Source organism: Paenibacillus sp. N119s (assembly GCF_059447605.1).
Map to the genome: position 1 here is coordinate 1 of NZ_JCAJRU010000051.1, position 23,947 is coordinate 23,947.

Annotated in this window: 22 protein-coding genes and 1 CRISPR repeat array; of the genes, 17 read left to right on the plus strand and 5 right to left on the minus strand. The window is 44.8% G+C overall.

What is annotated here, in order from left to right; genetic code table 11:
- Positions 1-292 (minus strand): transposase (locus tag AC5V8P_RS08640; protein WP_495473601.1); only part of this gene is annotated, 292 nt, incomplete at its 3' end.
- Positions 293-421: 129 nt separating this feature from the next.
- Between AC5V8P_RS08640 and AC5V8P_RS08645 the strand changes: the two genes are divergently transcribed.
- The 12 genes from AC5V8P_RS08645 to AC5V8P_RS08700 all read left to right on the plus strand — a co-directional run bounded on the left by AC5V8P_RS08645 (position 422) and on the right by AC5V8P_RS08700 (position 13,501).
- The gene (locus AC5V8P_RS08645; RefSeq protein WP_064797985.1) at positions 422-661 is read left to right on the plus strand and encodes a hypothetical protein; all 240 of its coding nucleotides are present in this window, start codon (positions 422-424) and stop codon (positions 659-661) included.
- Positions 662-664: 3 nt separating this feature from the next.
- On the plus strand, positions 665-3,148 hold the full coding sequence (locus AC5V8P_RS08650) for a CRISPR-associated helicase/endonuclease Cas3 (protein WP_064797984.1): 2,484 nt from the start codon (positions 665-667) through the stop codon (positions 3,146-3,148).
- A gap of 114 nt (positions 3,149-3,262) precedes the next feature.
- The gene (gene cas5c / locus AC5V8P_RS08655; protein WP_064797983.1) at positions 3,263-3,979 is read left to right on the plus strand and encodes a type I-C CRISPR-associated protein Cas5c; all 717 of its coding nucleotides are present in this window, start codon (positions 3,263-3,265) and stop codon (positions 3,977-3,979) included.
- Complete coding sequence (gene cas8c / locus AC5V8P_RS08660) at positions 3,980-5,926, plus strand: type I-C CRISPR-associated protein Cas8c/Csd1 (RefSeq protein WP_064797982.1); 1,947 nt, start codon at positions 3,980-3,982, stop codon at positions 5,924-5,926.
- A gap of 43 nt (positions 5,927-5,969) precedes the next feature.
- Positions 5,970-6,845: a type I-C CRISPR-associated protein Cas7/Csd2 gene (gene cas7c, locus AC5V8P_RS08665; RefSeq protein ID WP_064797981.1), complete on the plus strand. Its 876-nt coding sequence runs from the start codon at positions 5,970-5,972 to the stop codon at positions 6,843-6,845.
- Complete coding sequence (gene cas4, locus AC5V8P_RS08670) at positions 6,832-7,491, plus strand: CRISPR-associated protein Cas4 (protein WP_064797980.1); 660 nt, start codon at positions 6,832-6,834, stop codon at positions 7,489-7,491. Before cas7c ends, cas4 begins: the two co-directional genes overlap by 14 nt.
- Positions 7,488-8,519 (plus strand): type I-C CRISPR-associated endonuclease Cas1c, encoded by a 1,032-nt coding sequence (cas1c, locus tag AC5V8P_RS08675; RefSeq protein WP_064797979.1) that lies wholly within the window; start codon positions 7,488-7,490, stop codon positions 8,517-8,519. The genes cas4 and cas1c overlap by 4 nt, the downstream gene beginning before the upstream one ends.
- Before the next feature lie 10 nt (positions 8,520-8,529).
- Complete coding sequence (gene cas2 / locus AC5V8P_RS08680; RefSeq protein WP_064797978.1) at positions 8,530-8,844, plus strand: CRISPR-associated endonuclease Cas2; 315 nt, start codon at positions 8,530-8,532, stop codon at positions 8,842-8,844.
- 790 nt (positions 8,845-9,634) lie between these two features.
- On the plus strand, positions 9,635-9,793 hold the full coding sequence (locus AC5V8P_RS08685; RefSeq protein WP_196771897.1) for a hypothetical protein: 159 nt from the start codon (positions 9,635-9,637) through the stop codon (positions 9,791-9,793).
- 157 nt (positions 9,794-9,950) lie between these two features.
- A CRISPR array of direct repeats spans positions 9,951-10,316; the repeat unit is 32 nt; unit sequence GTCGCACTCTATATGAGTGCGTGGATTGAAAT.
- 730 nt (positions 10,317-11,046) lie between these two features.
- Positions 11,047-12,444: a helix-turn-helix domain-containing protein gene (locus AC5V8P_RS08690; RefSeq protein WP_064797975.1), complete on the plus strand. Its 1,398-nt coding sequence runs from the start codon at positions 11,047-11,049 to the stop codon at positions 12,442-12,444.
- Between the two features lie 286 nt (positions 12,445-12,730).
- The gene (locus AC5V8P_RS08695; RefSeq protein ID WP_019687040.1) at positions 12,731-12,898 is read left to right on the plus strand and encodes an aspartyl-phosphate phosphatase Spo0E family protein; all 168 of its coding nucleotides are present in this window, start codon (positions 12,731-12,733) and stop codon (positions 12,896-12,898) included.
- Positions 12,899-13,126: 228 nt separating this feature from the next.
- Positions 13,127-13,501: a DnaJ family domain-containing protein gene (locus AC5V8P_RS08700; RefSeq protein ID WP_043885934.1), complete on the plus strand. Its 375-nt coding sequence runs from the start codon at positions 13,127-13,129 to the stop codon at positions 13,499-13,501.
- Positions 13,502-13,565: 64 nt separating this feature from the next.
- Here AC5V8P_RS08700 and gluQRS read toward each other — a convergent pair whose 3' ends face one another.
- The gene (gene gluQRS / locus AC5V8P_RS08705; RefSeq protein WP_081276874.1) at positions 13,566-14,561 is read right to left on the minus strand and encodes a tRNA glutamyl-Q(34) synthetase GluQRS; all 996 of its coding nucleotides are present in this window, start codon (positions 14,559-14,561) and stop codon (positions 13,566-13,568) included.
- A gap of 342 nt (positions 14,562-14,903) precedes the next feature.
- On the opposite strand from gluQRS, the gene hrpB reads away from it, so the two are divergent.
- The 3 genes from hrpB to AC5V8P_RS08720 all read left to right on the plus strand — a co-directional run bounded on the left by hrpB (position 14,904) and on the right by AC5V8P_RS08720 (position 19,549).
- Positions 14,904-17,432, plus strand: coding sequence for an ATP-dependent helicase HrpB (gene hrpB, locus AC5V8P_RS08710; RefSeq protein ID WP_064797973.1), 2,529 nt, complete (start codon positions 14,904-14,906; stop codon positions 17,430-17,432).
- A gap of 118 nt (positions 17,433-17,550) precedes the next feature.
- A complete protein-coding gene (locus tag AC5V8P_RS08715) occupies positions 17,551-18,135 on the plus strand; it encodes a general stress protein (protein WP_063208742.1) in 585 nt (194 codons plus the stop codon).
- Between the two features lie 241 nt (positions 18,136-18,376).
- Entirely contained in the window at positions 18,377-19,549 is a 1,173-nt protein-coding gene (locus tag AC5V8P_RS08720; protein WP_063208740.1) for an acyltransferase, read from the plus strand.
- Between the two features lie 270 nt (positions 19,550-19,819).
- Here AC5V8P_RS08720 and map read toward each other — a convergent pair whose 3' ends face one another.
- Entirely contained in the window at positions 19,820-20,566 is a 747-nt protein-coding gene (map, locus tag AC5V8P_RS08725) for a type I methionyl aminopeptidase (protein WP_063208738.1), read from the minus strand.
- Between the two features lie 26 nt (positions 20,567-20,592).
- Positions 20,593-21,327: a TetR/AcrR family transcriptional regulator gene (locus AC5V8P_RS08730; RefSeq protein ID WP_063208736.1), complete on the minus strand. Its 735-nt coding sequence runs from the start codon at positions 21,325-21,327 to the stop codon at positions 20,593-20,595.
- A 383-nt stretch (positions 21,328-21,710) separates the two neighbouring features.
- Between AC5V8P_RS08730 and AC5V8P_RS08735 the strand changes: the two genes are divergently transcribed.
- Both AC5V8P_RS08735 and AC5V8P_RS08740 read left to right on the plus strand, forming a co-directional pair.
- A complete protein-coding gene (locus AC5V8P_RS08735) occupies positions 21,711-22,073 on the plus strand; it encodes a replication termination protein (protein WP_063208734.1) in 363 nt (120 codons plus the stop codon).
- Between the two features lie 19 nt (positions 22,074-22,092).
- Complete coding sequence (locus tag AC5V8P_RS08740; RefSeq protein ID WP_064797972.1) at positions 22,093-23,097, plus strand: Gfo/Idh/MocA family protein; 1,005 nt, start codon at positions 22,093-22,095, stop codon at positions 23,095-23,097.
- A gap of 114 nt (positions 23,098-23,211) precedes the next feature.
- Here AC5V8P_RS08740 and AC5V8P_RS08745 read toward each other — a convergent pair whose 3' ends face one another.
- A complete protein-coding gene (locus AC5V8P_RS08745) occupies positions 23,212-23,781 on the minus strand; it encodes a TraR/DksA C4-type zinc finger protein (RefSeq protein ID WP_064797971.1) in 570 nt (189 codons plus the stop codon).
- Positions 23,782-23,947 lie beyond the last annotated feature (166 nt).

Sequence of the window (23,947 nt, forward strand, 5' to 3'; positions counted from 1 at the left end):
TAGAATCAATGCTCAAGTTCTCAAAATCAGGTTCTACTTGAAGCGCTTGAAAGATGGTGACAAGTAATTCTGTATCTCTCCATTTGCAGAAACGACTATAGGCCGTTTTCCATGAACCGTAACGTTCTTCTGGCAGATCGCGCCAAGCTGCACCACTTCGAGCGATCCAAAGAATAGCATTAAACATCGTGCGATTACTTAATTTTGACGGACGTCCTGTTTGATATGGAGGGAACATATCCTTAATTCGTTCCCATTGTTCATCGCTTAGTTCATACCGTCTTTGAATCATAGTTGATGCTCCAATCGTTTTTCTCAAATCATATCACAAAATTCTTTAGTTTTCAGACACGTCCTAGCTATTCCTGGTCTGTATTTTTATATCTATTTAGGCATAGGCCTTATCGTGGGATATCGGTTTGTGTCTCAAGAATTAACTGAACGTGCACAGGAGTTGCGGCAAGACAACGAAGAGGAAAACGATGAGGAACTGTCTGCAGCAAGAGAGGGGCTATATCAATCTCTACATGATCTTCATCGTTTAATAGGTCAGAAAGGTGTTATTGCTACGATATATATTTTATTTATGCTTTTTTGGCTTCCGTCATGGTTAGTAATTATTTGGAAAAGGTTATTTACAAAGAAAACTGAAGGAGAATAAAAAATGGAATATATCGCCCACATACGGGAAAGCGACCAAGAGATTCAAACCGTTGCTGAACATCTATACGAAACCCGACAATTAGCAGAAGTCTATGGTGACAAAATAGGTATACGACATATTACCGGATTAGCTGGTATGCTGCATGACTTGGGGAAGTACACAGATAAATTCCAAAATTACATACGTTTAGCGGTACAAAATCCTGATAATCCGCCAAAGCGAGGAAGTGTAGATCATTCCAGTGCAGGTGGGAAATTATTATATACTCTCTTTCACATCCAACCTCAGGGTACGTTTGATAAGCAGGATGTATTTATTAAATATGTATTGACCGAAGTTGTAGCAAACGCTATTATTTCACACCATTCTTATTTACAGGATTTTTTAAATCCACAGCTGGAATCTAGATTTTTGTATCGGGTGCGTGACCTAGATATAGAGGGTTTTGAAGATGCAGTAGTGCTTTTTTATAAGCAGGTCATAGACAAATCTGCATTTTTTGATTATGTGAATCAAGCAACGGCTGAGTTGGATCAATATATGAAACGAGAAGGTGAAGTAGATTTTGAACTTAAATTAATGTATTTATCCAAGTTTGTTTTTAGTGCATTGATAGATGCGGATCGAACTAATACCCGCTGCTTTGAAGAAAATAAGAGTGCAGGTGATAAAACCAAAGTTGAACCAATGCATCACCAAAAGCTATTTCATGAGTATTACGAAAAATTAATGATGCACGTCAAATCCCTGCAGGCAGGAAGTGATGCCAATACACCTATTAATTTACTTAGAAAAGAAATGTCCGAACAATGTGAGCAGTTTGCAAAAAGACCTTCTGGAATACATACGCTCTCTATCCCTACAGGCGGTGGTAAAACACTCGCCAGTTTTCGTTATGCCTTAAAACATGCTTCAACATTTGAGAAAAAACATATCATTTATGTTATTCCATTTACAACTATTATTGAACAAAATGTACGAGAGGTTCGCAGAATAATATTGGACGATGCAAATATTTTGGAGCATCACTCTAATGTGGTCGTGGACGATCATGAAGAGGAAGAGAGCAGTGAGTTCGAAGATGTAGTTGTGAGTACGCGTCAAAAATTAAAGCTGGCTAAGGATAATTGGGATTCACCGATCATTTTCACCACAATGGTGCAATTTTTAAATGTCTTTTATGCTGGCGGTAGCAGAAATATTCGTAGACTTCACAATTTAAGCGAGTCCGTCATTATTTTTGATGAAGTACAAAAAGTCCCTACTCACTGTATTTCATTATTTAATCAAGCAGTGAACTTTTTGAAAACCTATGCTTACTCAAGTATTGTTCTTTGTACGGCTACGCAACCAGAATTAGATTTTGTACATAACAAGCTGGCAATCGAACCAGATGCTGAAATGGTACACGATCTGGATCATGTCATAGAATCGTTTAAGCGGGTTGAAATTGTAGATAAAGCAACAGATATGAAGTTTAATACGGAGAAACTTGGCGATTTTGTTGAACAAAAACTTGCTGATGAACAAAGTGTACTCGTTATTTTAAATACAAAAACGGTAGTGAGAAATCTATATCAGAGATTAAAGGAAGGAAACGGTACAGTCCCGATCTACCACTTAAGTACATCCATGTGTCCGGCCCACCGTAATTCTATATTGGAGGATGTTAAAAATCACCTGAAACATAAAGAACCTGTCATTTGTATTAGTACACAATTAATCGAGGCTGGAGTAGATATCAGTTTTAAGTGTGTCATTCGATCATTGGCTGGTCTGGATTCCATTGCTCAAGCGGCGGGGAGATGTAATCGTCACGGAGAGTATAAAAAGAAACAAGTGTATGTCATTGACCATGAGGAAGAGGATCTCAAGAGACTAAAAGAAATCAAAATCGGTAAAGAAATAACTAGAAAAATGTTCATTGACTTAAAAGATGATAAAACTCGCTTTGGTGGAAATATATTATCTACTCCAGCCATGGAAATATATTTTCAAAAATATTATTCCGAGTTAAAGACTGACTTAAATTATTTTATTCCTAAACTGAGAAAAAACATGACTGAATTATTATATGCCAACCGCATCGAAAATACTTACTATCAATCTTATTGCAAAGAAAATGAGACGATTCTACCCTTACTCTTAGCGAATAGCTATAAGACCGCTGCAGACCATTTTCAAGTCATTGAGGATCATACAACTGCTGTTATTGTTCCTTATGGAGATGGAGAAAAAGAAGGAAAGGAGATCATCGCGGATTTAAACGGGCAGAAAAGCATAGAAGACCTTACGGATCTGTTGCGCAGGGCACAACAATTCACTATTAATATATTTAACTATGAGAAAGACCGATTAGATCAAAATAAGGGGTTAGTCTCTTTTTTGGATGGGAAAATATATGCACTAACTGATGGGGCTTATGATGATTGTTATGGGCTTAACCTTGAAAATGACAGTCTGCATCATGGATTTATCCTTTAAAAAACAACTCAATTGGGACTCTGGACTTATATTCTGCATTGACTACCCCTGTCAAAAGTAATATTCTGGAACTATGTTTAGAAAATATAGGCATAGAAAGGAGGTATATGCTAGTTGAGAAATGCAATCGAATTTAAAGTTTATGGCGACTATGCACTGTTCACAGATCCACTAACCAAACTTGGTGGTGAAAAATTAACTTATAGTGTTCCAACATATCAGGCATTAAAGGGAATTGTCGAAAGTATTTATTGGAAACCCACAATAATCATGGTTGTAGACAAAGTTCGTGTTCTACATGCCATCCGGATGGAATCCAAAGGTGTTCGTCCCATCGAGTACGGTGGCGGTAATACGCTTGCTAATTATACTTATCTGAAAGATCCCTGTTATGAAGTTCAGGCTCATTTTGAATTTAATCCGCATCGTCCTGAGATGGAATATGATCGTAATGAGAACAAGCATCATAATATTCTCAAGCGCTCATTACTTGCTGGAGGGCGCAGAGATATTTTTTTGGGTACACGAGAATGTCAAGCATATGTAGAGCCTTGTGAATTTGGTATAGAAGCTGGTTTCTACGATAACTATGGTGACATTCATTTAGGCAATATGGTGCATGGGATTAACTATCCAGATGAGACAGGCAGAAACCAAATGGAAGTCCGCTTGTGGAATCCAGTAATGAAGGATGGAGTCATTGAATTTATTCGGCCGGAGGAATGCACACAGGTTCGCACAATAACAAATATGCAATCCAAACAGTTTGATAAAAATAACGTTCAGTCTGCGGATGAGTTGCTTGCGCAATGGGAGGAGTGGGGGAATTAAATGAGCTGGTTGTTAAATTTATATGAAACGTATGAATCTAATCTTGATCGTGTGGGTGTGATTGAGAAGAAACATAATGATCGTGAATATACACTGTTGCCTATCTCCCACACGACCCAAAATGCGCAGATCGAAGTTGAAGTTACAGAACAAGGTGATTTTCATTCAGCCAGGATATTGGATAAAACTGAGTTTAGTACATTGATTCCCTCTACAGAAAAATCTTCCAGTCGGGCTGGTTCTGTCATATCCCCCTATCCGCTCCATGATAAATTAAGTTATGTTGCCGGAGATTTTGTAGCATATGGTGGAAAAATAAAAAAAGAAGAGCCATTTGCTGCTTATATTCAGCAGTTAGAAGGTTGGGCTACCTCAGATTATGCCACTTCTAAGGTGAAAAGCATATATCGATACTTAAGCAAGCGCCGCCTGATTAAAGACTTGGTAGACAAGTCTATTTTATATCTTGATGAGGATCAGAAATTAATAAGGACATGGGACAAGAAGTACGAACCTTTACATGGAGAAAAACCACCTATATTTACAGCGGTCCCAGGTGAACAGGAGAGCGTATTCATTCGTTTTAATGTGTATTCTCCAGATAAAGCTTTAGAAAAAGTTTGGGAAGATAAAGAGATGTTTGATTCATTTGTGGGTTACTATAGTCAGTTGCTGGGAGAAGAAGCCATTTGCTATGTGACTGGAAAGCAGCTCCCTAGCACAGACAAGCATGCTAATAAAATCAGAAATTCTGGGGATAAGGCGAAGTTGATTTCTGCCAATGATACGAGTGGATTCACATTCAGAGGACGATTTGCCCACAGTCATGAAGCTGCAAGTATCAGTTATGAAGTATCGCAAAAGGCTCATAATGCCTTAAAATGGCTCATTAACCGTCAAGGTAAAATCATAGAGCAACGTGTTTTTCTAGTGTGGGGAAATGATGAACCGAGCATTCTGAATTTTACTGAAAATGATAATATCTTTGCAATGGGCTTGCCAGCCAAGGCTAAAGAAATAAAAAGTCATACGAACGAAGAGTTTGCTTTTGAATTTGCTAAAGCCTTAACGGGTTATGCCAATACACTTGCTGTCAAATCTAGTTCCAAGGCAAAAGTTAATATTCTTGTACTTGATTCAGCAACAACGGGCCGGATGGCCGTAATCTATTATCGGAATTTGGATAAAAAATTGTATTTTGAAAAGCTTATTCATTGGCATTCCACCTGTGTATGGCTTCATCGCTATCAGAAGGATGAGCAGGGTGAATATTTACAATTTTGGGGTGCTCCAGCAACCAAAGACATTGCCTTTGCAGCATATGGTTCAAAGGCTAATGATAAGCTCGTTAAGGGTTTGATGGAACGAATGCTCCCCTGTATAGTAGATGGTCAAAACATCCCTCAGGATATTGTGAGGAGTGCGATTAACCGTGCCTCTAATCCGGTATCCATGGACAAGTGGGAATGGGAGAAAACACTAAGCGTGACCTGTGCTTTGGTTAATCAACGGGAGGGATATAATGTGGCATTAGATACAGAAAATATGGATCGCAGTTATTTATTTGGCAGATTGTTGGCGATCGCTGATGTGATGGAACGAAGTGCATTAGACAAGGATGAGAAGCGGTCTACGAATGCCATCCGATATATGAACGCATTTTCACAACATCCAGAAAGAACCTGGAGGACCATTCAGAATGCCTTGCAGCCACATCAGGCCAGACTTGGAAAACGCTTAAACTTTTATTCTAACATGATAGATGAAGTTGCCTCGAAAATTACATTTGATCAATTTGATAACAAACCATTATCCGGCAAGTATTTGCTTGGATTCTATAGCCAACGCTATGAAATCTATCATAACACTCATAAAAAAGATCTTGAGCATAATAACGACAACAAAGAGAACAACACCATAGACATGATTGAACACCAGGAATCCTAAGTGACTTTAAAAATATGTAGGTACATTAAAGGAGAGTAATCATATGTCCGTGTTGGATCATAAAATTGATTTTGCAGTTGTATTGTCGGTTACTAGAGCAAATCCCAATGGCGATCCCCTAAATGGAAATCGTCCACGGCAAAATTACGATGGATATGGCGAAATCTCAGATGTGGCTCTAAAACGCAAAATAAGAAACCGTCTGCAAGATATGGGAGAGTCTGTTTTTGTCCAATCTAACGATCGGAAATCGGATGATTTTAATAGTCTGAGAGAACGTGCAGATGCCAATCCGGAATTGGAAAAATTTTTTAAGGGTAAGGAATCCTCAAATGAAGAATTTGCTAGAATCGCTTGCCGTGAATGGATTGATGTCCGTAGCTTTGGTCAGGTGTTCGCATTCAAAGCTGCGGGTAAAGGAGCCGGAGTTTCTGTAGGGGTAAGAGGTCCTGTATCTATACATACAGCAACCAGTATTGATCCTATTGATATTACAAGTATGCAAATCACAAAAAGTGTGAACTCCGAACCGGGGAAAGAAAGAGGGTCCGACACGATGGGGATGAAGCATCGAGTGGATTTCGGCATATACCTTTTCAAGGGAAGCATCAATACACAGCTAGCTGAAAAAACAGGGTTTACCTACGAAGATGCTGGTAAGATCAAGGACGCGCTGATTTCGTTATTTGAAAATGATGTCTCATCCGCTCGTCCCGACGGGAGTATGGAAGTTCATAAAGTATATTGGTGGGAGCATAGTTCAAAACTTGGACAATACTCATCCGCTAAAGTGCACCGTTCTTTGCAGGTGATTTCAAAAGAAAACGTAGACGAATCCGACAAATCTTTTGACACCCATTATGAATGTATTCTCACACCGCTCGAAGGTTTAAAGGTTCAAGAGTATGCAGGGCTATAACGAAGAAGATTATTTGCTGCTATCCGGTTTACAGCATTTTAATTTTTGTAGAAGACAGTGGGCGCTTATTCACATTGAGCAGCAATGGGAAGAAAACGTGCGCACGATTGAAGGGAATCATTTGCACAGGAAAGCCGATCAGCCCATGATTCGTGAAAAAAGAGGAGATAAGCTCATCGTACGCGCTTTACCTATACATTCCAGAGAGCATGGGATTACAGGTATCTGTGACGTAGTAGAGTTTATAAGTGATCCTCATGGCGTTCCACTTGCAGGGGAGGAAGGAACATACCTTCCTTTTCCTGTGGAATACAAGCGCGGCAAACCGAAGCGAAATGACTCGGATCATTCACAATTGGTTGCACAAGTAATGTGTCTTGAAGAAATGCTCGTGTGTGAGATTTCCAAAGGCTACTTTTATTACGATGAGATCAAACACCGTGTAGAGGTCATCATCACGGCCGCTGACCGAGAGCGTGTCCGCACAAGTTTGCAGGAGATGCGACATTATTTTGAGCGAAATCATACACCCAAAGCCAAAGCGGGACCACACTGCCTGAGTTGCTCACTACATAACATATGTGTTCCCGAAATACTGAGTAAAAAATCAGTTTCGAGCTTTATTGAAAGCAGGCTGGCTGAATGAAAAAATTACTGAACACGTTGTTTGTGACCATGCCGGATACGTACTTGTCACTGGATGGGGAGAATATCGTGGTCAAGCAAGAAGAGTCCATTCTCGCACGGTATCCTTTGCACAATTTGGAGGCGGTCTGCACTTTTGGCTACGCAGGTGTTAGTCCAGGCCTCATGGGAGCTTGTGCCACACGCAACATTGATCTAACCTTTATGACGCGAAGCGGTCGTTTCCTGGCACGAGTTACCGGGGAAAGTAGGGGAAATGTAGTGCTGAGAAAAGAACAGTACCGCATTTCCGATGATGATAGAAGAAGCGCTCTTGTCGCTAGAAATATGATTATAGGCAAAATATATAACCATAAATGGATTTTGGAACGGGCAACGAGAGACTATCCACTTCGTATTGATACGGAACGCATGAAGAAGGTGACTGCGTCTTTAACCGAAATCATGAAGCAAGTCCGCGAAGTGGAGGAATTGGACATTTTACGCGGTTTGGAAGGAACGGCGGCGGTACAGTACAATTCCGTGTGGGATGATCTGATCTTACAGCAAAAAGATGATTTTTACTTCCATGGACGTCATAAGCGCCCGCCGTTAGATAATGTGAATGCCTTATTATCTTTTGCCTATACACTGTTGTCCAACGATATGAAATCGGCATTGGAAACTGTCGGTCTGGATGCCTATGTAGGTTTTCTGCATAGAGATCGCCCAGGGCGAGCCTCATTGGCACTGGATGTGATGGAAGAACTTCGAGGAGTATATGCCGACCGTTTTGTTCTTACACTGATTAACAAAAAATTGATTCATGGCAAAGGATTTTACAAAAAAGAAAACGGGGCTGTCATGATGGACGATGATACAAGGAAAATCGTATTGAAGGCATGGCAAGAACGGAAGCAGGAAAAAATAATTCATCCTTATTTGAATGAGAAAATATCCTGGGGACTGGTTCCCTACTCACAGGCTTTGCTCTTGGCTAGATATATTCGGGGAGATCTGGACGAGTATCCTCCATTTTTGTGGAAGTAGGTGTGAACACTTGCTCATTTTGATTACGTATGATGTAAGCACGGTAGATAGAGAAGGCAGAAAAAGACTGGCAAAAGTTGCGAAAAAGTGTGTAGATCACGGACAAAGGGTGCAAAATTCTGTGTTTGAATGTATCTTAGACTCGACCCAGTTCCGCCGTTTAAAATATGAACTCGAAGAACTGATAGACAAAACAGAAGACAGCTTGCGCTTCTACAACTTAGGAGATAACTATAAAAAGAAAGTAGAGCATATAGGGGCTAAGGAAGCTTACGATATGGAAAGCCCATTGATTTTGAAAGGTGCGAATGTGAAGCTTACATAAAAACCCTAGGTCCTTCGCACCTCGGAATTTGTCGAAAAGCATTAAGAATGCTGTCTATGAGAAAAAGACAATAGTTGATATAAGCCTTTTTGGCATCAGCTTTTGCAATAATGTGTGGAATTGATATCATTAGAGCATCAATTACTGCATTTTCGCTGTCGCACTCTATATGAGTGCGTGGATTGAAATTTTCCCATGTATGTAGCCTCCTGATGTGTTATGTAGTCGCACTCTATATGAGTGCGTGGATTGAAATATACGATGGTTTATGACGATACGCCATGGGCTGCTATAGTCGCACTCTGTATGGAGTGCGTGGATTGAAATAACAACGTGAACGGCAGTTGGATGTGATTCGCAAAGTCGCACTCTGTATGGAGTGCGTGGATTGAAATTCTTTAACGATACGTTGATTAAACGGAAATTGGCTGAGGTCGCACTCTGTATGGAGTGCGTGGATTGAAATGAAGGCTTTGGCTTTGCACAGCCGGTCCTCACGGAGTCGCACTCTGTATGGAGTGCGTGGATTGAAATGGTTCCGAATGTCTTATCCTCAATCGCCTGAAATGGTCGCACTCTGTATGGAGTGCGTGGATTGAAATAACCCGGTTTTGAATGTCAGTAATGGTCAAAGTTGTCGCACTCTGTATGGAGTGCGTGGATTGAAATAGAGCGCAAAAAAACAGTCTACTTATATATTAAAAAGTCGCACTCTGTATGGAGTGCGTGGACATGACGGAGCAGCTGCCACTTGGTTGTACGAGTGGGGAGTGCTTCTTTATTCGAAATTATGATGCAAGTCCGAGAAGTGGGGACTGGACATTTTGCGCGGTTTGGAGGGGATGGCGGCGGTACATTACAAAAAGAAAGTAGGGCATATAGGTCTAAGGAAGCTTACGATATGGAAAGCCCATTGATTTTGAAAGGTGCGAATGTGAAGCTTACATAAAAACCCTAGGTCCTTCGCACCTCGGAATTTGTCGAAAAGCATTAAGAATGCTGTCTATGAGAAAAAGACAATAGTTGATATAAGCCTTTTTGGCATCAGTTTTTGCAATAATGTGTGGAATTGATATCATTAGAGCATCAATTACTGCATTTTCGCTGTCGCACTCTATATGAGTGCGTGGATTGAAATTGTAAATACTTTAAGCGGATTTAATTTTGTTTGGGGTCGCACTCTATATGAGTGCGTGGATTGAAATACCACTCCGGCTGTACTGGTGATGGTTTCCTTTGGGGTCGCACTCTATATGAGTGCGTGGATTGAAATTCTATAGGCTGCGTACTTGCCGCTGGCTGCTCCGCGTCGCACTCTATATGAGTGCGTGGATTGAAATCCCCGCCGCAGCCCGCAGGTTATTGGCTAAATTGTGTCGCACTCTATATGAGTGCGTGGATTGAAATATGGGAACATCCGTCCCAAATTGGAAAAATGAGGTCGCACTCTATATGAGTGCGTGAATTAAAAAAATTTCTATTGTTGGTGCCTCCTATCGGATAAGCTGGTTACACCCCATGTGAGTGCATCGATGATATGAAACAGAAGTCTCGTTTCGTGACCCGCTCAGCAGTAAATAGTGCAAATTTCTTTTTAACGGAATCCTTATTCGACAAATTCCCCCTTACTTTTATGCAATAATTAACTAACATTACTATGTTGAAATATAAAATTAACTGGGGAGTTGCTTATGAGAATTTCCATGAGTAAGTTTCTAAAGCGTTATGCAACGATTTTATTGAGCTACGCCATAATCATAGGAATATTTTACGCATGGGGTTATAAGATGAGCGCTATGGGCATCTATGCAATTTTGACAGGAATTGTGACTGGAGAAATAATCAACTTCGCATTATCAAAGCACGAGAAATGAACTTATATATCCCTTGATTGCATCAATATCAGGGGATTTTTCATGTAATTAAAAGGTCCCGTGAGTTTTCTGCATGTGACCTCTACATTTGCTGGTGGGAATGCACAAAGGGAAATGAGTTAGTCATGTCAACCTTGTAAAACCTTTTGCTTGGATCAATCCAATCATTTCAGGATGTCGCCCGTCTCACATGTCTCAATATGTAAGCTATGCTGAATTTTCGTTATAAACCTTAGTTGCATAATATATTGACAGGTGGTTAATTTTGGAGAAGAATAGAGATTGATTTTTAAAATTATGGAATTTTTAAGTGAAGGGTGGTTATGACTTGAAGCATACACCTACGATTTCAGCGGAGTTAGAGGATTATCTAAAACAAAATGATATGACGTTGAGTCAATTTGCCGAATATTCAGGGGTTCATCAAAGAACGCTTAGTAATTGGATTACTCAGCATCGTCCTGTTTCTGTACAGCAGCTAGACCGGATTACTGCGGCTATGGATTTGCCAGAAGGCTATTTTTACGATGTATACATAGAAAATTATATCATTGAACTTTCTCCGAATTTTAGGCGAATCGAGCCATTATTGTATCGTTGTGCGGAACTGGACAAGTTGGATGCAATCCGTCGAATGGTTGGTCATATTATGGACAATCCGCTGTATGCGTCCAGACTATTTGATATTGCAGAAGCATTATTTGAACAGAGAAGACATGCTGCTGCGCTGCTGCTTTATGAGAATGTCGCAGAAGTGGAGAAATATCAGCATTCTGAACGCTTGGCCATCTGTCAATATCGTATATTTACGATTCAAGTCGGAGAGGATCAGGGTCTTAATCTCAAGGCAGCCACATTATTTGAACCCTTCGTGGAACGACTGGATGAAATAGATCAGCTTGATGCCTTAAAGGATTTGGCGAATGTGTATCGTGCATTGCGCTTATGGGACAGGCTAGATGTGATTGCTCGCAAAATGAGAGATAAAGCTGAAATCCAATACACATTGCAGCATCAGCAGAAGAAGCGAAACCATGCGCAATTAGAAAAGAAGCTGAGTCGTCCCCTGTTTGTGTATATTGCCTATGCCGATTTATTGTGTGCCAGTGTATATGAGGCCAAAGGCGATTATGAGCAGGCATTAGAATATACATACGCCTACGCTAATTTAGATTGGGTCAAAGAGACGGACGAGAATACTCTGCATTGGATTAAACATTTTCAAGATTGGGCAGAAGGTAATATTTACACTTATAAACTATTATCTGGAGATATAAGTGTACTAAACAATTATGCTGAATATATTGCTGCCTCGCCAGATGCTTCTGAAAAGGAAATGATTACAAAGCTGTTGAATGTTATGATGGCAGCAAACCGATATCAAGTTGATGTGGATGACATACTTAAACAGTTCAAAACGGAGATTGATTCGATTATCCAACAGCAATTATCTGCTGATATGTACACTCATCAAGTGGTTCCAGAACAATCAACACGATTTAAATATGAGCTGGCTAAATATTACTTAAATAAAGGTAATTACTCATATGGATTTAAATACTTACTAGACGTGTTATCTAAATCATTAGTCATTAACAAAGAAGCTTTTTTCATTAGCTGCATAAAATTATTTGAGCAGTTCAAACCATTTGCAGACTCCAGAGTGTGTACGAAGTATGAGAGTTTAGTTAGAGAAGGACGGAAAGAAAGATTATTTTATTATTAGTAGTAATCAATCATTTCTCAGTGTTGATTCCAAGCTGAAAAAATAAATGTATATGGAAAATGCAGAGAAGAATATTGCTGTGCAAGTAAAGCGGTCACTTTTGCCACAGATTTTAACCCACACCTGACTCTATTCAGGAAATACGGAGGGGGAGCAAGGAAAGTAACATCCGACTGCATAGTGAAAAATAGTTGGATTTTAAGCTCTGCTTGTAGGAGTCTGTTGTATTTTAAAGAAATCCAAAAAATTACGTTTCTCATTAGAATATGACACAGAAGGGGGAATCATGCTGATGAATCCAGGTGTGACTTTACTTCGTGTCGAACGGGCCAGAAAAAGACTGTACCAAGTGCAGAAAAAGTACGGCTTTTTAACGCATCCTAAAGTAATTGAACAATCTATGAAACTGGATGAACTATTAAATCAATACCAAACCTGCAAAATGAAATCTTAGCTAATGTGTGTGCATGATGTACTTTAAAAGAAGACGAACTCCAATCTCATTCATGGAACACGCAAAGCCAAAAAATATAGAGAACAAGTATGTCAGTTGCTTGGGATCGAAGAATAATCATCATTCTCCTACAGAAATACAGGACAACCTCATAATAAGCTAGAGTGGCAAAGGACTCCAGGTTTATTTAATATAGATTGTACATAGGATGCTTAATACAAGGAGTGGATGAAAATGTTCTCTAGAATGGCAGAGCAGAAGATTGCCGAGGCGATGGCCAAAGGCGAATTTGATCATTTGCCGGGAGCGGGCAAGCCACTGGTGATTGAGGATTTGTCACATGTTCCAGAGGAGCTGCGGATGTCGTACAAGCTGCTGAAAAATGCAGGCATTTTACCAGAAGAGCTACAGTTGCAAAAGGAATGTGTCCAGCTACGTGATTTGCTTCACGCTTGCCATGAGGCAGGGGAACAACAGCGGATCAGTCGCAGACTGACTGAAAAATCACTTCGTCTTCGCATGCTGCTGGAGGAAAGAGGGCTGAATACGTCGTCCGTTTTTTATGAATATGAGTCGGCTGTGCGTCAGCGACTGGAGGAATAGAAGCGAGAGGAGTCAAGGGCAGAATGCCCTTGACCGTACATTTTGCTTACCGTGCTTTGTCCCATTACCGTTGCAGTGCAGATAATTTCATGAGGCATTGCTTCGTTAGGATGACGGGTTCTTTGGGTAGTTTGGCCAAATGGAAGCCAGCGATTAAATCCACAGCCTTCACAGGCTCAGGAGCATCCAGCAGCCCGGAAAAGTAGGCGAGCCAGCCGATGACGGCTTCCGGTGTAATTCCTTGCCGCCGCATGGCTCGGAGTGCTACGCCACCATGTCGCTTGGCCAGTCTTCGTCCATCCGGGCCCAGGACAAGGGGAACATGTGCAAAACGCGGCGGTTGCAAGCCCAGAGCTTGGTATAACAATAGCTGGCGGGGAGTCGAATCAAGAAGATCATAGCCGCGCAGCACATCGGTCATATGCATATCCGCATCATCGACGACGACGGCAAGCTGATAGGAAAACATGCCATCTGCCCGTTTGATGATAAAATCGCCCCCCTCCGCCGCAGCGAAGGATACATGACCAGCTACCTGATCATGAAAAGAAATAATAGCATCTGAATGCTGTGGTACTTTAAAACGAAGTGAAGGGAGTTTATGCTGTGCTTTAGCCAGAGCGTCTGAAGAGCTAAGGTTACGACATGCCCCTGAATATGCAGGTCCTTCACCAGACAGTCCGTGTGGAGCATGGGCAGCAGCCATAATGTCTGCCCGACTGCAAAAACAAGGATACAGTAAATCTTGCCCCTGAAGTTTCTCCAATGCAGATTGGAAGCGTTCCATCCGCTGGCTCTGAGTGTAAGGACCGTAGGGACCGTCAATGTCGGGTCCTTCGTCCCAATCCAGCCCGATCCAGCGCAAATCCTCCATTATTCCTTGCGCCAGTGCGCTGCGAGCCCGCGTCATATCAATATCTTCCATACGCAAAATATAGGTTCCGCCTAGGGAACGAACATGCAGCCAGGATAATAAGGCGGTGCGAGCATTTCCTAAGTGTATCCATCCCGATGGTGTTGGGGCGAATCGTCCTCTAATGGGTTGGGTCTGTAATTCCATACGACAGTTACCTCGATTCTGTATTCCGTGTTTCTATATTCCGTCCTTTAGTCATCCTTATTAACCATATTATAAAACGATCTTGGCGCGAGTGCATCTCGACAGGGATAGAAGTCAGCAACAGGAAGTGTGCATACCTGTGATGACCAGACGGGAAATTTAAATAACTGTATAATAGATTTAGAAGATTTAGGTACGACAGGTGAGGAGAAATCCTGGTACCGGGGATCAACGTAACATTTTTTGTTCTTTTTTAATAATTACAGGTAGTGAAAAATTCACAATAACAAAAGAATTCAACCTTAGATTCTACGCCACAAGCGTATCATTGGAGAGATTTCATTGACAGATAAACAATTGCCTATTATGCAAGTCATCCCCGAGCTCAAACACGCATTACTATCCCATTCAGCGGCGGTACTGATTGCACAGCCGGGAGCGGGGAAAACAACAGTAACTCCCCTAGAACTACTGTATGAGCCTTGGCTGGCGGGGCAAAGGATAATTATGCTGGAGCCGCGACGTTTGGCAGCACGTGCGGCAGCAGCACAAATGGCGAAAGCAATGGGTGAGTCCACCGGGAAGACCGTGGGTTACCGCGTTCGTATGGATACCAAGATAGGGCCAAGCACGCGGATTGAAGTGGTTACGGAGGGTGTGCTGACCCGGATGCTGCAACATGATCAGGCTTTGGAGGGCGTCGGTCTGATTATTTTTGATGAGTATCACGAGCGCAGCCTGCATGCAGATTTGGGATTGGCACTTGCTCTGCAAAGCCAGGCACTGCTGCGACCGGATTTGAAGATACTAATCATGTCTGCCACTCTGGAGGCAGAGCCTGTATGCAGACTGTTAGGAGATGCCCCCTTACTGGAATGTCCAGGCAGCGTGTTTCCGGTAGAAACCAAGCATATGTCCAAGCCTTCGTCAGCTTCATTAGAGTCTTTTACGGCTGAGACGGTAGAAATGGCGCTTCATGCTCATGAAGGCGATCTATTGGTGTTTTTACCAGGGGCTAGAGAAATTCATAGAACGGAACGAGAGCTGACGTCCAGAAATTTGCCGGCCTACGTCAAAATCATTCCGCTGTACGGCAGCATGAAGCTGGAGCAGCAGGACGAGGCAATACGTCCGTCGGTTCCGGGCAGCCGAAAGGTTGTACTGGCCACCTCAATTGCCGAGTCCAGCTTGACCATCGCCGGGATCACGGTGGTGATCGATAGCGGACTATCACGGGAATCGGTATTTTCCGCGCGAACCGGCATGAGCCGTTTGACCACCGTCAAGGTGTCCAAGGCCTCCGCCGACCAGCGGCGCGGGCGTGCTGGCCGTCTCCAGCCGGGCGTGTGCTACCGACTGTGGAGCGCGCAGGAGCATGCCGCGCTCCCTGATGCCAGCCGCCCGGAAATCGCGGTGGCGGATTTGGCCCCGCTCGCGCTGGAGCTGGCGGCCTGGGGCGTGCGCGAGCCTGCCGAGCTGGCCTGGTTGGATGCCCCGCCTGAGGCGGCGTACCGCCAGGCCACAGGTCTGCTGCGTCAGCTCGGCTGCCTGGAGGCCGCAGCCGATGGCACAGCAGGCGGCATCACCGCGCATGGGCGCGAGGTATCCGCCCTGGGCACGCATCCACGCCTCGGCCACATGCTGCTGCGCGCAGCAGCCCTTGGCTTGGCTCCGACGGCCAGCCGTCTGGCGGCACTGCTGCAAGAGCGGGACCCGTTCCGTGCCCAGGGCGGAACGGATTTGCGCCCGCGGCTGGATGCTCTGCGCGAGGCGGCCTACGCCCGCAGCACGCATAGCCTGCTGGGGGCGGCAGACGATACGGTGATTCGCCGTATCGTGCAGGAAAGCCGGCAGCTACTAGCCACGCTGCCGACCACAGCCGCAGCTCAGGATGAGCCTGACGGCTCTGTGGCTTGCGGGCTGCTGCTGGCCTTTGCGTATCCGGATCGGATCGCGCAGGGCCGAGGGGATGGCCGCTTTTTGCTTAGCGGCGGCCGGGGAGCGCGACTCCGACAAGTGGAGTGGATGTCGCGTTCGCCCTATCTCGTCGCAGCCGAAGTAGACGACGAGGGAGCAGATGGCGCCATTCAGTTGGCGGCGCCGCTTGAACTGCAAGACCTGATCCAGCATTGCAGCGATTTGCTGCTGGAACAAGCTAACGTATACTGGGATAGCTCCGCTTCAGCCGTGAGAGCCCGCAAAGTAATTCGGCTGGGCTCGCTTATCCTAAAGGAAACGTCCTATGAGCGACCTCCGGCTGAGGAAATCGCAGCCGCCTTAATGCAGGGTATCCGGGAACGTGGTCTCAAACTGCTGCCCTGGAATCGGCAAACCCTCCAGTTGCAGGCACGTTTGATTTTTATGCACTTTTCATCACCCGAGGAGTGGCCAGACAGTTCAGAATCCGCGCTGTTGGATTCGCTGGAATCGTGGCTGCTACCTTTTGCGCTTGGAGCCAAAAATATAGCCGATCTGCAACGGCTGGATGGTAGCGAATTGCTGCTGGGCAGGTTGAATTGGGGACAGCGGCAACAGCTCGAACAGGAAGCACCGACGCATATACGTGTACCCAGTGGTTCACGTATTCCTGTTGATTATTCAAATTCTGAGGCTCCTGCACTGGCCGTGAGACTACAAGAACTGTTCGGCATGAAGGATACGCCCCGTATTGGGCGCGGACGTGTGCCGATTGTGCTGCATTTATTGTCACCTGCCCAGCGACCCGTGCAAGTGACTTCCGACTTGTCCAGCTTCTGGAGCGAGGCTTATTTTGAAGTTAAAAAGGATCTGAAAGGCAGATACCCCAAGCATTATTGGCCAGATGATCCATTGGAAGCGGTGGCCACCAACAGAGCAAAGCCGAAGCGTTGATCGGTAGACAAACTTGAAAAAGATTCATTATGATTTTGTAAAATCGTTTAAACGTCAGGATAGTGGGGTAATGAAAAAACGAACCACTCACCAAACAACATATTGGGAGGTAACTATCATGGCTAATAACTTAAACGATTATAACGAAAAGAAAATTGTTGGTGTTTTTGATACCGAACAAGAAGCATCTCGTGCAATTGGACAACTGCAGAGCAAAGGAATCCCAAGCAGTGAGATTTCTGTGATCACACGTGACCGTGAGGACTTGAGAACGATTAGTGAGGAGACGGGGACTAAAGCACCGGAAGGTGTAGCCACAGGTGCGGCTACAGGTGGAGTTGTAGGCGGTGTTGCTGGCTTGCTGGCAGGCATTGGAGCATTGGCAATTCCGGGGATCGGGCCTATTCTTGCTGCTGGACCTATCGCCGCTACCCTTACCGGGGCAGCTGTCGGGGCGGGAGCAGGTGGCTTGGTAGGTGGACTGGTCGGACTTGGCATTCCAGAAGATGATGCCCGTCAATATGAGACATATGTTGATCAAGGCAAGATTTTAGTGCTAGTGGATTCCGCTGATCATCACAGGGATGTATATGATATTTTCCGCACCAACCGTTCTTTGAATGCAGATCGTTACAGAACATATGATGATACTGTGGCAGATACGCGGACAGATGCGTACACAGATACTAGAAGGAATTTGTAATCGTCGTCATGGCTGGTCGAAAACGTAACTTACAGCCGTCTGGCTCCTTCTAAATATATAGACTTTCTACAGCAGCAGTCTTCCCATGAGGAGATTGCTGCTTTTATGTGTTGGCTATTTATTGAACATACCTAAGAAGTTGATGCATGGCTTGGCATTGGCACCTTTATCCCTCTATATATTTTTATAGAATTGTCGTTATAATAGATTTATAAATTGTTAGATGTAACAGGAGAGGGACATGAGTCAAAAAGAGAGAATTTCCGAAGTCGCTTTGCTGAGAGGGCTGGCTTTTGCAGCCGTTGTTCTTCAGCATTCCGTCGCACACTTTGCATTTGCGCCGGCGGCGCGCATCCAGGACGGAGTTTTAATGACAATATTATTGCTGTGTTCCAAATTTGCAGTGCCTGTGTTTGTGTTCATTACTGGGATGGTGCTATTTTACAATTATGATGGGGCCTTAAAGTATGGGACGTTTTTGCGTAAACGATTCATGGACATCATCGTTCCTTACATCATATGGTCTCTTTTATACGAGTTGGGGAATCAGCTTGTCCAAAGTGGAGGATTTATTCACCCATTAGATTTTTTACAAAAGCTGTTGAATGGGAAAAGCAGCTATCATCTGTGGTACATCGTTATGATTATCCAATGTTATGTGTTGTTTCCTGTGTTTCGTTATGCTGTACGTCGTTTATCTGCACTGTTGCCAACAACATGGCGACCCGCCACATTGGCAGGATTCGGCATCCTTTATATTTTGCTCATGTTCGCGGTGGGACCCGTATATCAAAGGATGGATCAGCTCCAGCTTCCCATTATTTCTTCATGGTTTACCATATACGCTGACCGGAATGTGATCTACTTTTTCTTTTATTTTGTATTAGGAGCGGCAGCCGGAATGAACGTCAAACGTTGGAATGCTTGGGTCATGAAGGCGCAGATGGTATATTGGCTTTTGTTTATCGTGATTACAGGATACTTACTGTATGAGATGATTGGTCACTTCCAGACACCGAGAGGTACGGTTTTTTCCTTTAACTATTTGTCTCTGCTGCGTCCGGTCATGGCAATATATTGCGTCACGTCTATTTTTGCAGCTTATCGGGTAGCAACGTGGATTGCTCATAAGGGAGGACGTGTGGCGCGGATGCTGACCGTCATGGGGACGTTGTCCTATGGGGCCTATCTGATGCATGCCTTTATGCTTCGCGTAACCTACTATTTTGATGAAACGTTATTTGCTGACTGGAGTCATGTTCTTCGTACACTGGCTTCATTCGTTCTCTGTGTAATCTTTTCTCTTGGTGGGACGTGGTTGCTGGCACATCTGCCTTTGGGCAAATGGATTGTAGGGCTGCGGATTCGTTCCCACCCGGTTGGAGGTCCGCCAGCTCTGCAAAAGCAAGCTTGATCAGCAAATCGAGTAGATCGACCCAAAATTTCAAAAAATAATGTAATTGTTTAGGGTATCATAAACTGCATTTAGCGGATGCGGAGCGCGAAATATTTCAGCGTACAAGCAAAATGTGATTGAAAGCTTTTTTGCAAAGATGACGAAACAATTGCTTCGCCATCTTTGATTGAAGTCCAAGGAAGAATGGAAACAACCTATTGTGTCTACAGGAAGTCAACGCCAATCCTGTTCCTAAAATGACGCATTCACGTCCGTGCACTTCTGTGCTTACTGGGCTGTTAAAATTAGTGGTCCGTCTGCCGTAATTGCGATCGTATGCTCAAATTGGGCCGACAGCTTGCCGTCGGCCGTTCTCGCCGTCCACTGATCGTCGTCGATCGTGATACGGAACGTACCTTCGTTGATCATCGGTTCGATCGTAAACACCATGCCTTCCTTTAACCGAATGCCCTTGCCGGCTCTGCCGATATGCTCGTAGCTTGGCTCCTCATGCAGGCTCCGCCCGATCCCGTGCGCCAGTAGATCGCGTACGACTGAAAACCCGTTCGCTTCCGCATGCTGTTGAATCGCCGACGTTATGTCGCCGAGCCGACCTCCGGGGAGTGCCCGGGCGATCCCCAGATCCAAGCATTCCTTTGCCACCTTCATTAATTTTTGCGCCTCCGGTCGGATATTGCCCACCGCATAGCACCAGCACGCATCGCCGAACCATCCGCCATACTCCACGACGATGTCGAGCTTCAGCAAGTCACCGTCCATAAGCTTCTGGTTCGAAGGAATGCCGTGCGCCACCACATCGTTGACCGAAATGCAGGTTTCAGCGGGGAACCCGTTGTACCCTTTCGTAAACTGCTTGCCGCCCAGCTTGGTGATATGTCTGGCAACAAAGTCATTTATTTCCCGGGTAGTAATTCCAGGCTCGATCAGCTTGCCTACCTCGCGGTAGCAGTCCGCAACGATTTGGCTCGCTGGCTTCATCTCTTCGATTTCCCTAGGTGATTTTAAAATGATCATCTTTGTTTGTTCGCTCCTTATCCATTCTATAATTTTAAAAACTGGACGATGTCCCTGGCCTCCTCGTGCAGCTTTCCGCGGCGAAGCGAAAGCGAGGCGCAGCCGACCAAAGCGGCCAGCAGCATCTCCGCGCGTTGTAGCTGATGCGGTGAATTCGCCGCGTTTCCGCCGGAAGCGGCAACCCCGTCGGCCGCACGCTCGGTTTCCAGCAGCACGGCCAGCGGCGCGAGCACTTGCCGGCGATAACCGGCCGAGAGCGGGGCCGAGCGCCCTTCAGGCAGCGCGGCAAAGCCCTCGCCGGCCAGCTTATGCAGCAGGTACAGGGCGTGGTCTTCTGCCCAAAGCTGCAACAGCCGGATGCTGGCAGCGGCGACAAGACCAAGCTCTGCGGCAGCGGTTGTTTCGCGGCTTTCGCTTTGGAAATCCGCGGCAGCCATGTTCATGGTGTCCGCCGCCGCAGCTAAGCCGAAATGCCCGCCTGCCAGCGCCTCTCCCGAAGCTGAAGCGCCAGGGACCTCCAGTCTGGTCGCCGGCCATCCCCCGGCACGCTCCAACGCGTCCCATAGCAGATCGTTGAGCAAATCGCCCTTATTGCTGTAATAATGGTAAACCGTGCCATAGCCTAATCCCGCCTGCACAGCCACATCGCGGATTTCAAGTAGAGGACCTTTATTCAAAAATACATCGGCAGCGGCTTTTCGGATTTGCGCCAGACGCCGCAGCCGGATCTCTTCGTTTTGTTCTTTCGTGCGTGGAGACATCTTGTCCGTTCACCTCTTTTATTTTTGACCTACTCTTATGTCAATATAAAACATCGGGTTGCGAATAACAAGGGATTAGCTAAAAAGATTTCCGGCCAGCCTAGAAGGCCGGGGAATACTTTTTTAAGTATGTATTATTATGTTATTTCAACATGTGAAAAATTCATAACAGAAAACCCAAAAATCACTCCTCAGCGCTCTACACACTACCCTAGAACGCTTCATTTCACGGCTCTCATCACCTTAAAAGAGGTCACAAGGGACGAAGATTCTCGTAAGCTCTCCTATTTATGAAAGGAAATAGTCTATAGACCCGGAGTGGTTTATAATGGAAGGTAAGCTGCTTAAATAAGGTTTAAATAAAGTATAGAGGAGGCTGTGAAATGGCGTTTATGATATCCCAGCGGGCTTTTATCAAAATTTATCTAATCACAATGGTAGAGAGGCATCGCGGATATGGATATCAGATGCTCGAATCGATGAAAGATGAGTTCAGTAGTTTCGGCTATGTTCCACCTCAAAGTGAGGTATACCGGGCACTGCATGAACTGGTTCAGGAAGGCGTTTTTTACCGTACCAAGAAATTAAAAGGAACAGACCCGCGTGTAGATTTTCAGGAGATTGTGCTCTATCATTTCACAGACGATGGGGAAGAGAAAGCACGGCTGTACAAAAAGCAGGTTAAAGCCGATCTGGACCGTTGCTTAGGTATGCTGCATAAAGCGGAACAAGACAACTATTCCTAACGACGAAAGGATGAGAATGATGGGTAGAAAGCTGAAATGGGGCATTTTAGGCACGGCGGAGATCGCTAGAATTGCTGTAATTCCGGCGATTCAGCAGTCCGAACGCGGAGAAGTTCTAGGCATTGCCAGTCGTCATGTGGATAAAGCCGCCGAGGCTGCCCGGGAGTTCGATATTCCGAGAAGTTATGGAAGCTATGACGAGCTGTTGGCTGATCCCGATATCGGAGCGGTGTATATCCCGTTACCGAACCATTTGCATGAAGAGTGGACCATTAAGGCCGCGGAGGCCGGGAAGCATGTTTTGTGTGAAAAACCGTCTTCTCTTAGCTCGGCCGGGACAAGCCGTATGATTGAAGCGTGTCGCCGGGCAGGAGTGACGTTTGCGGAAGCTTTTATGTATCGCTATCATCCCAAACATCGAAGAATTAAGGAAATCATCAATAGTGGGGAAATTGGTGACATTCGCGGCATTCATTGTACGTTTACATTTAACAATACCGATCAGGCAGACAATGTACGTTTTAATAAAAGCATGGGCGGCGGCTCGTTATATGATGTGGGCGTGTATCCGATCTCAGCCGCTCGTATGTATTTGGATCGGGAGCCGGAGGCAGTGACAGTACATGCTTTATTTTCCCCCGAGCATGACAACGTTGATATGATGGCTTCCGGCCTGCTGGAATTTCCGGGTGGAGTCAACCTTACCTTCGATTGTGGTATGTGGGCAGCCAACCGTTCCAATATGGAAATTCTCGGTAGCAAGGGTACGATTGCGATGCCCAAAATGTTCGGTTGGGAAAGAACGTCTGTCGTACCGCAGATTTTCGTTCATGTCGGCTCGGTTACGCGTGAGGAACGTTTGAAAGGTTTTAATTCTTTTGAATTGCAAGCAGATGCTTTTGCCGAAGCGGTGCTTGACGGTATTCCGTTGCCATATGAGCCAGAAGATGCGGTGAGCAATATGAAGGTAATCGACGCTTGTATTGAGTCAGCTCGCAGTCGAAAGCGGATAGAAATTGGGTAAGCGAGATCATCGTATTTTCGGAAGACATAGAAAAGCAGCCTGTCTATGGACAAGCTGCTTTTTTAGATGAACCAATACATAGATATCTTCAATGAACTTTTGCACATGCTAGCATCACATATTTTCACCATAATCTGTGACATCACGCTTGGCGGCTGTCGCAGGCGAGTTTGATGTGCCGTATTTTTCCACCGCGTCCCATGCGCCCGCATCGTCAAATCGCCCTGCATTCCGTTGGCGAACCTCACCTGCACCTTTGGGTGGCGGAGTCATAACCTGTTCCTCGATTGGGCGATCATTTGATAATTCTCGATTTGGAGTGTGCTCGACGGTATAGGCGGTATATGGAATGGCCTGCAACCGTTCAAAAGGAATTTCTTCGCCGCTCTCCACACATATTCCATACGTTCCGTCCTGCATCCGTTGCAAGGCTGCATTGACCTGCTCCAGCTCGTTCTCCAGCGACTCATTAATCGCCAGATCACGGGATCGTTCAAAGGTTTCCGTCCCTATATCAGCGGGGTGGTTATCGTAGGACGAGAGCTCACCTGTGGAATCTGTCAGTGCTTCTCCCAATTGCGTATTTTCCTGACCGTTTTGCTTAAAATGCTTTTCTAAATCCTTTTTCTGCTCCAGCAACATATGTTTCAGCTCTGCAAGCTGCGAATCGTTCAAATGTTTCATGATCATCTCTCCCCTTCATGGTCTGTATGAGTGGCGCGTATGCTTTTTTATACCCGTTCATAGGGCAGCGCAATCAGCAGAGACTTTTATTCCCAGCCTAGAATGTGATATAAAAAGAATAGTGTGTTAAGGAGGGAAAACCGATGGATGAACATATGAAGCGTCG

Bases quoted from the DNA above. Each gene is read 5' to 3' on its own strand.
- cas1c (WP_064797979.1), top strand. From the start codon at position 7,488: ATGAAAAAATTACTGAACACGTTGTTTGTGACCATGCCGGATACGTAC.
- AC5V8P_RS08695 (WP_019687040.1), top strand. From the start codon at position 12,731: ATGCTGATGAATCCAGGTGTGACTTTACTTCGTGTCGAACGGGCCAGA.
- AC5V8P_RS08720 (WP_063208740.1), top strand. From the start codon at position 18,377: ATGAGTCAAAAAGAGAGAATTTCCGAAGTCGCTTTGCTGAGAGGGCTG.
- AC5V8P_RS08730 (WP_063208736.1), bottom strand. From the start codon at position 21,327: ATGTCTCCACGCACGAAAGAACAAAACGAAGAGATCCGGCTGCGGCGT.
- AC5V8P_RS08735 (WP_063208734.1), top strand. From the start codon at position 21,711: ATGGCGTTTATGATATCCCAGCGGGCTTTTATCAAAATTTATCTAATC.
- AC5V8P_RS08650 (WP_064797984.1), top strand. From the start codon at position 665: ATGGAATATATCGCCCACATACGGGAAAGCGACCAAGAGATTCAAACC.
- AC5V8P_RS08700 (WP_043885934.1), top strand. From the start codon at position 13,127: ATGAAAATGTTCTCTAGAATGGCAGAGCAGAAGATTGCCGAGGCGATG.
- gluQRS (WP_081276874.1), bottom strand. From the start codon at position 14,561: ATGGAATTACAGACCCAACCCATTAGAGGACGATTCGCCCCAACACCA.
- cas4 (WP_064797980.1), top strand. From the start codon at position 6,832: ATGCAGGGCTATAACGAAGAAGATTATTTGCTGCTATCCGGTTTACAG.
- cas7c (WP_064797981.1), top strand. From the start codon at position 5,970: ATGTCCGTGTTGGATCATAAAATTGATTTTGCAGTTGTATTGTCGGTT.
- AC5V8P_RS08685 (WP_196771897.1), top strand. From the start codon at position 9,635: ATGATGCAAGTCCGAGAAGTGGGGACTGGACATTTTGCGCGGTTTGGA.
- AC5V8P_RS08745 (WP_064797971.1), bottom strand. From the start codon at position 23,781: ATGAAACATTTGAACGATTCGCAGCTTGCAGAGCTGAAACATATGTTG.
- cas8c (WP_064797982.1), top strand. From the start codon at position 3,980: ATGAGCTGGTTGTTAAATTTATATGAAACGTATGAATCTAATCTTGAT.
- map (WP_063208738.1), bottom strand. From the start codon at position 20,566: ATGATCATTTTAAAATCACCTAGGGAAATCGAAGAGATGAAGCCAGCG.
- AC5V8P_RS08715 (WP_063208742.1), top strand. From the start codon at position 17,551: ATGGCTAATAACTTAAACGATTATAACGAAAAGAAAATTGTTGGTGTT.
- AC5V8P_RS08740 (WP_064797972.1), top strand. From the start codon at position 22,093: ATGGGTAGAAAGCTGAAATGGGGCATTTTAGGCACGGCGGAGATCGCT.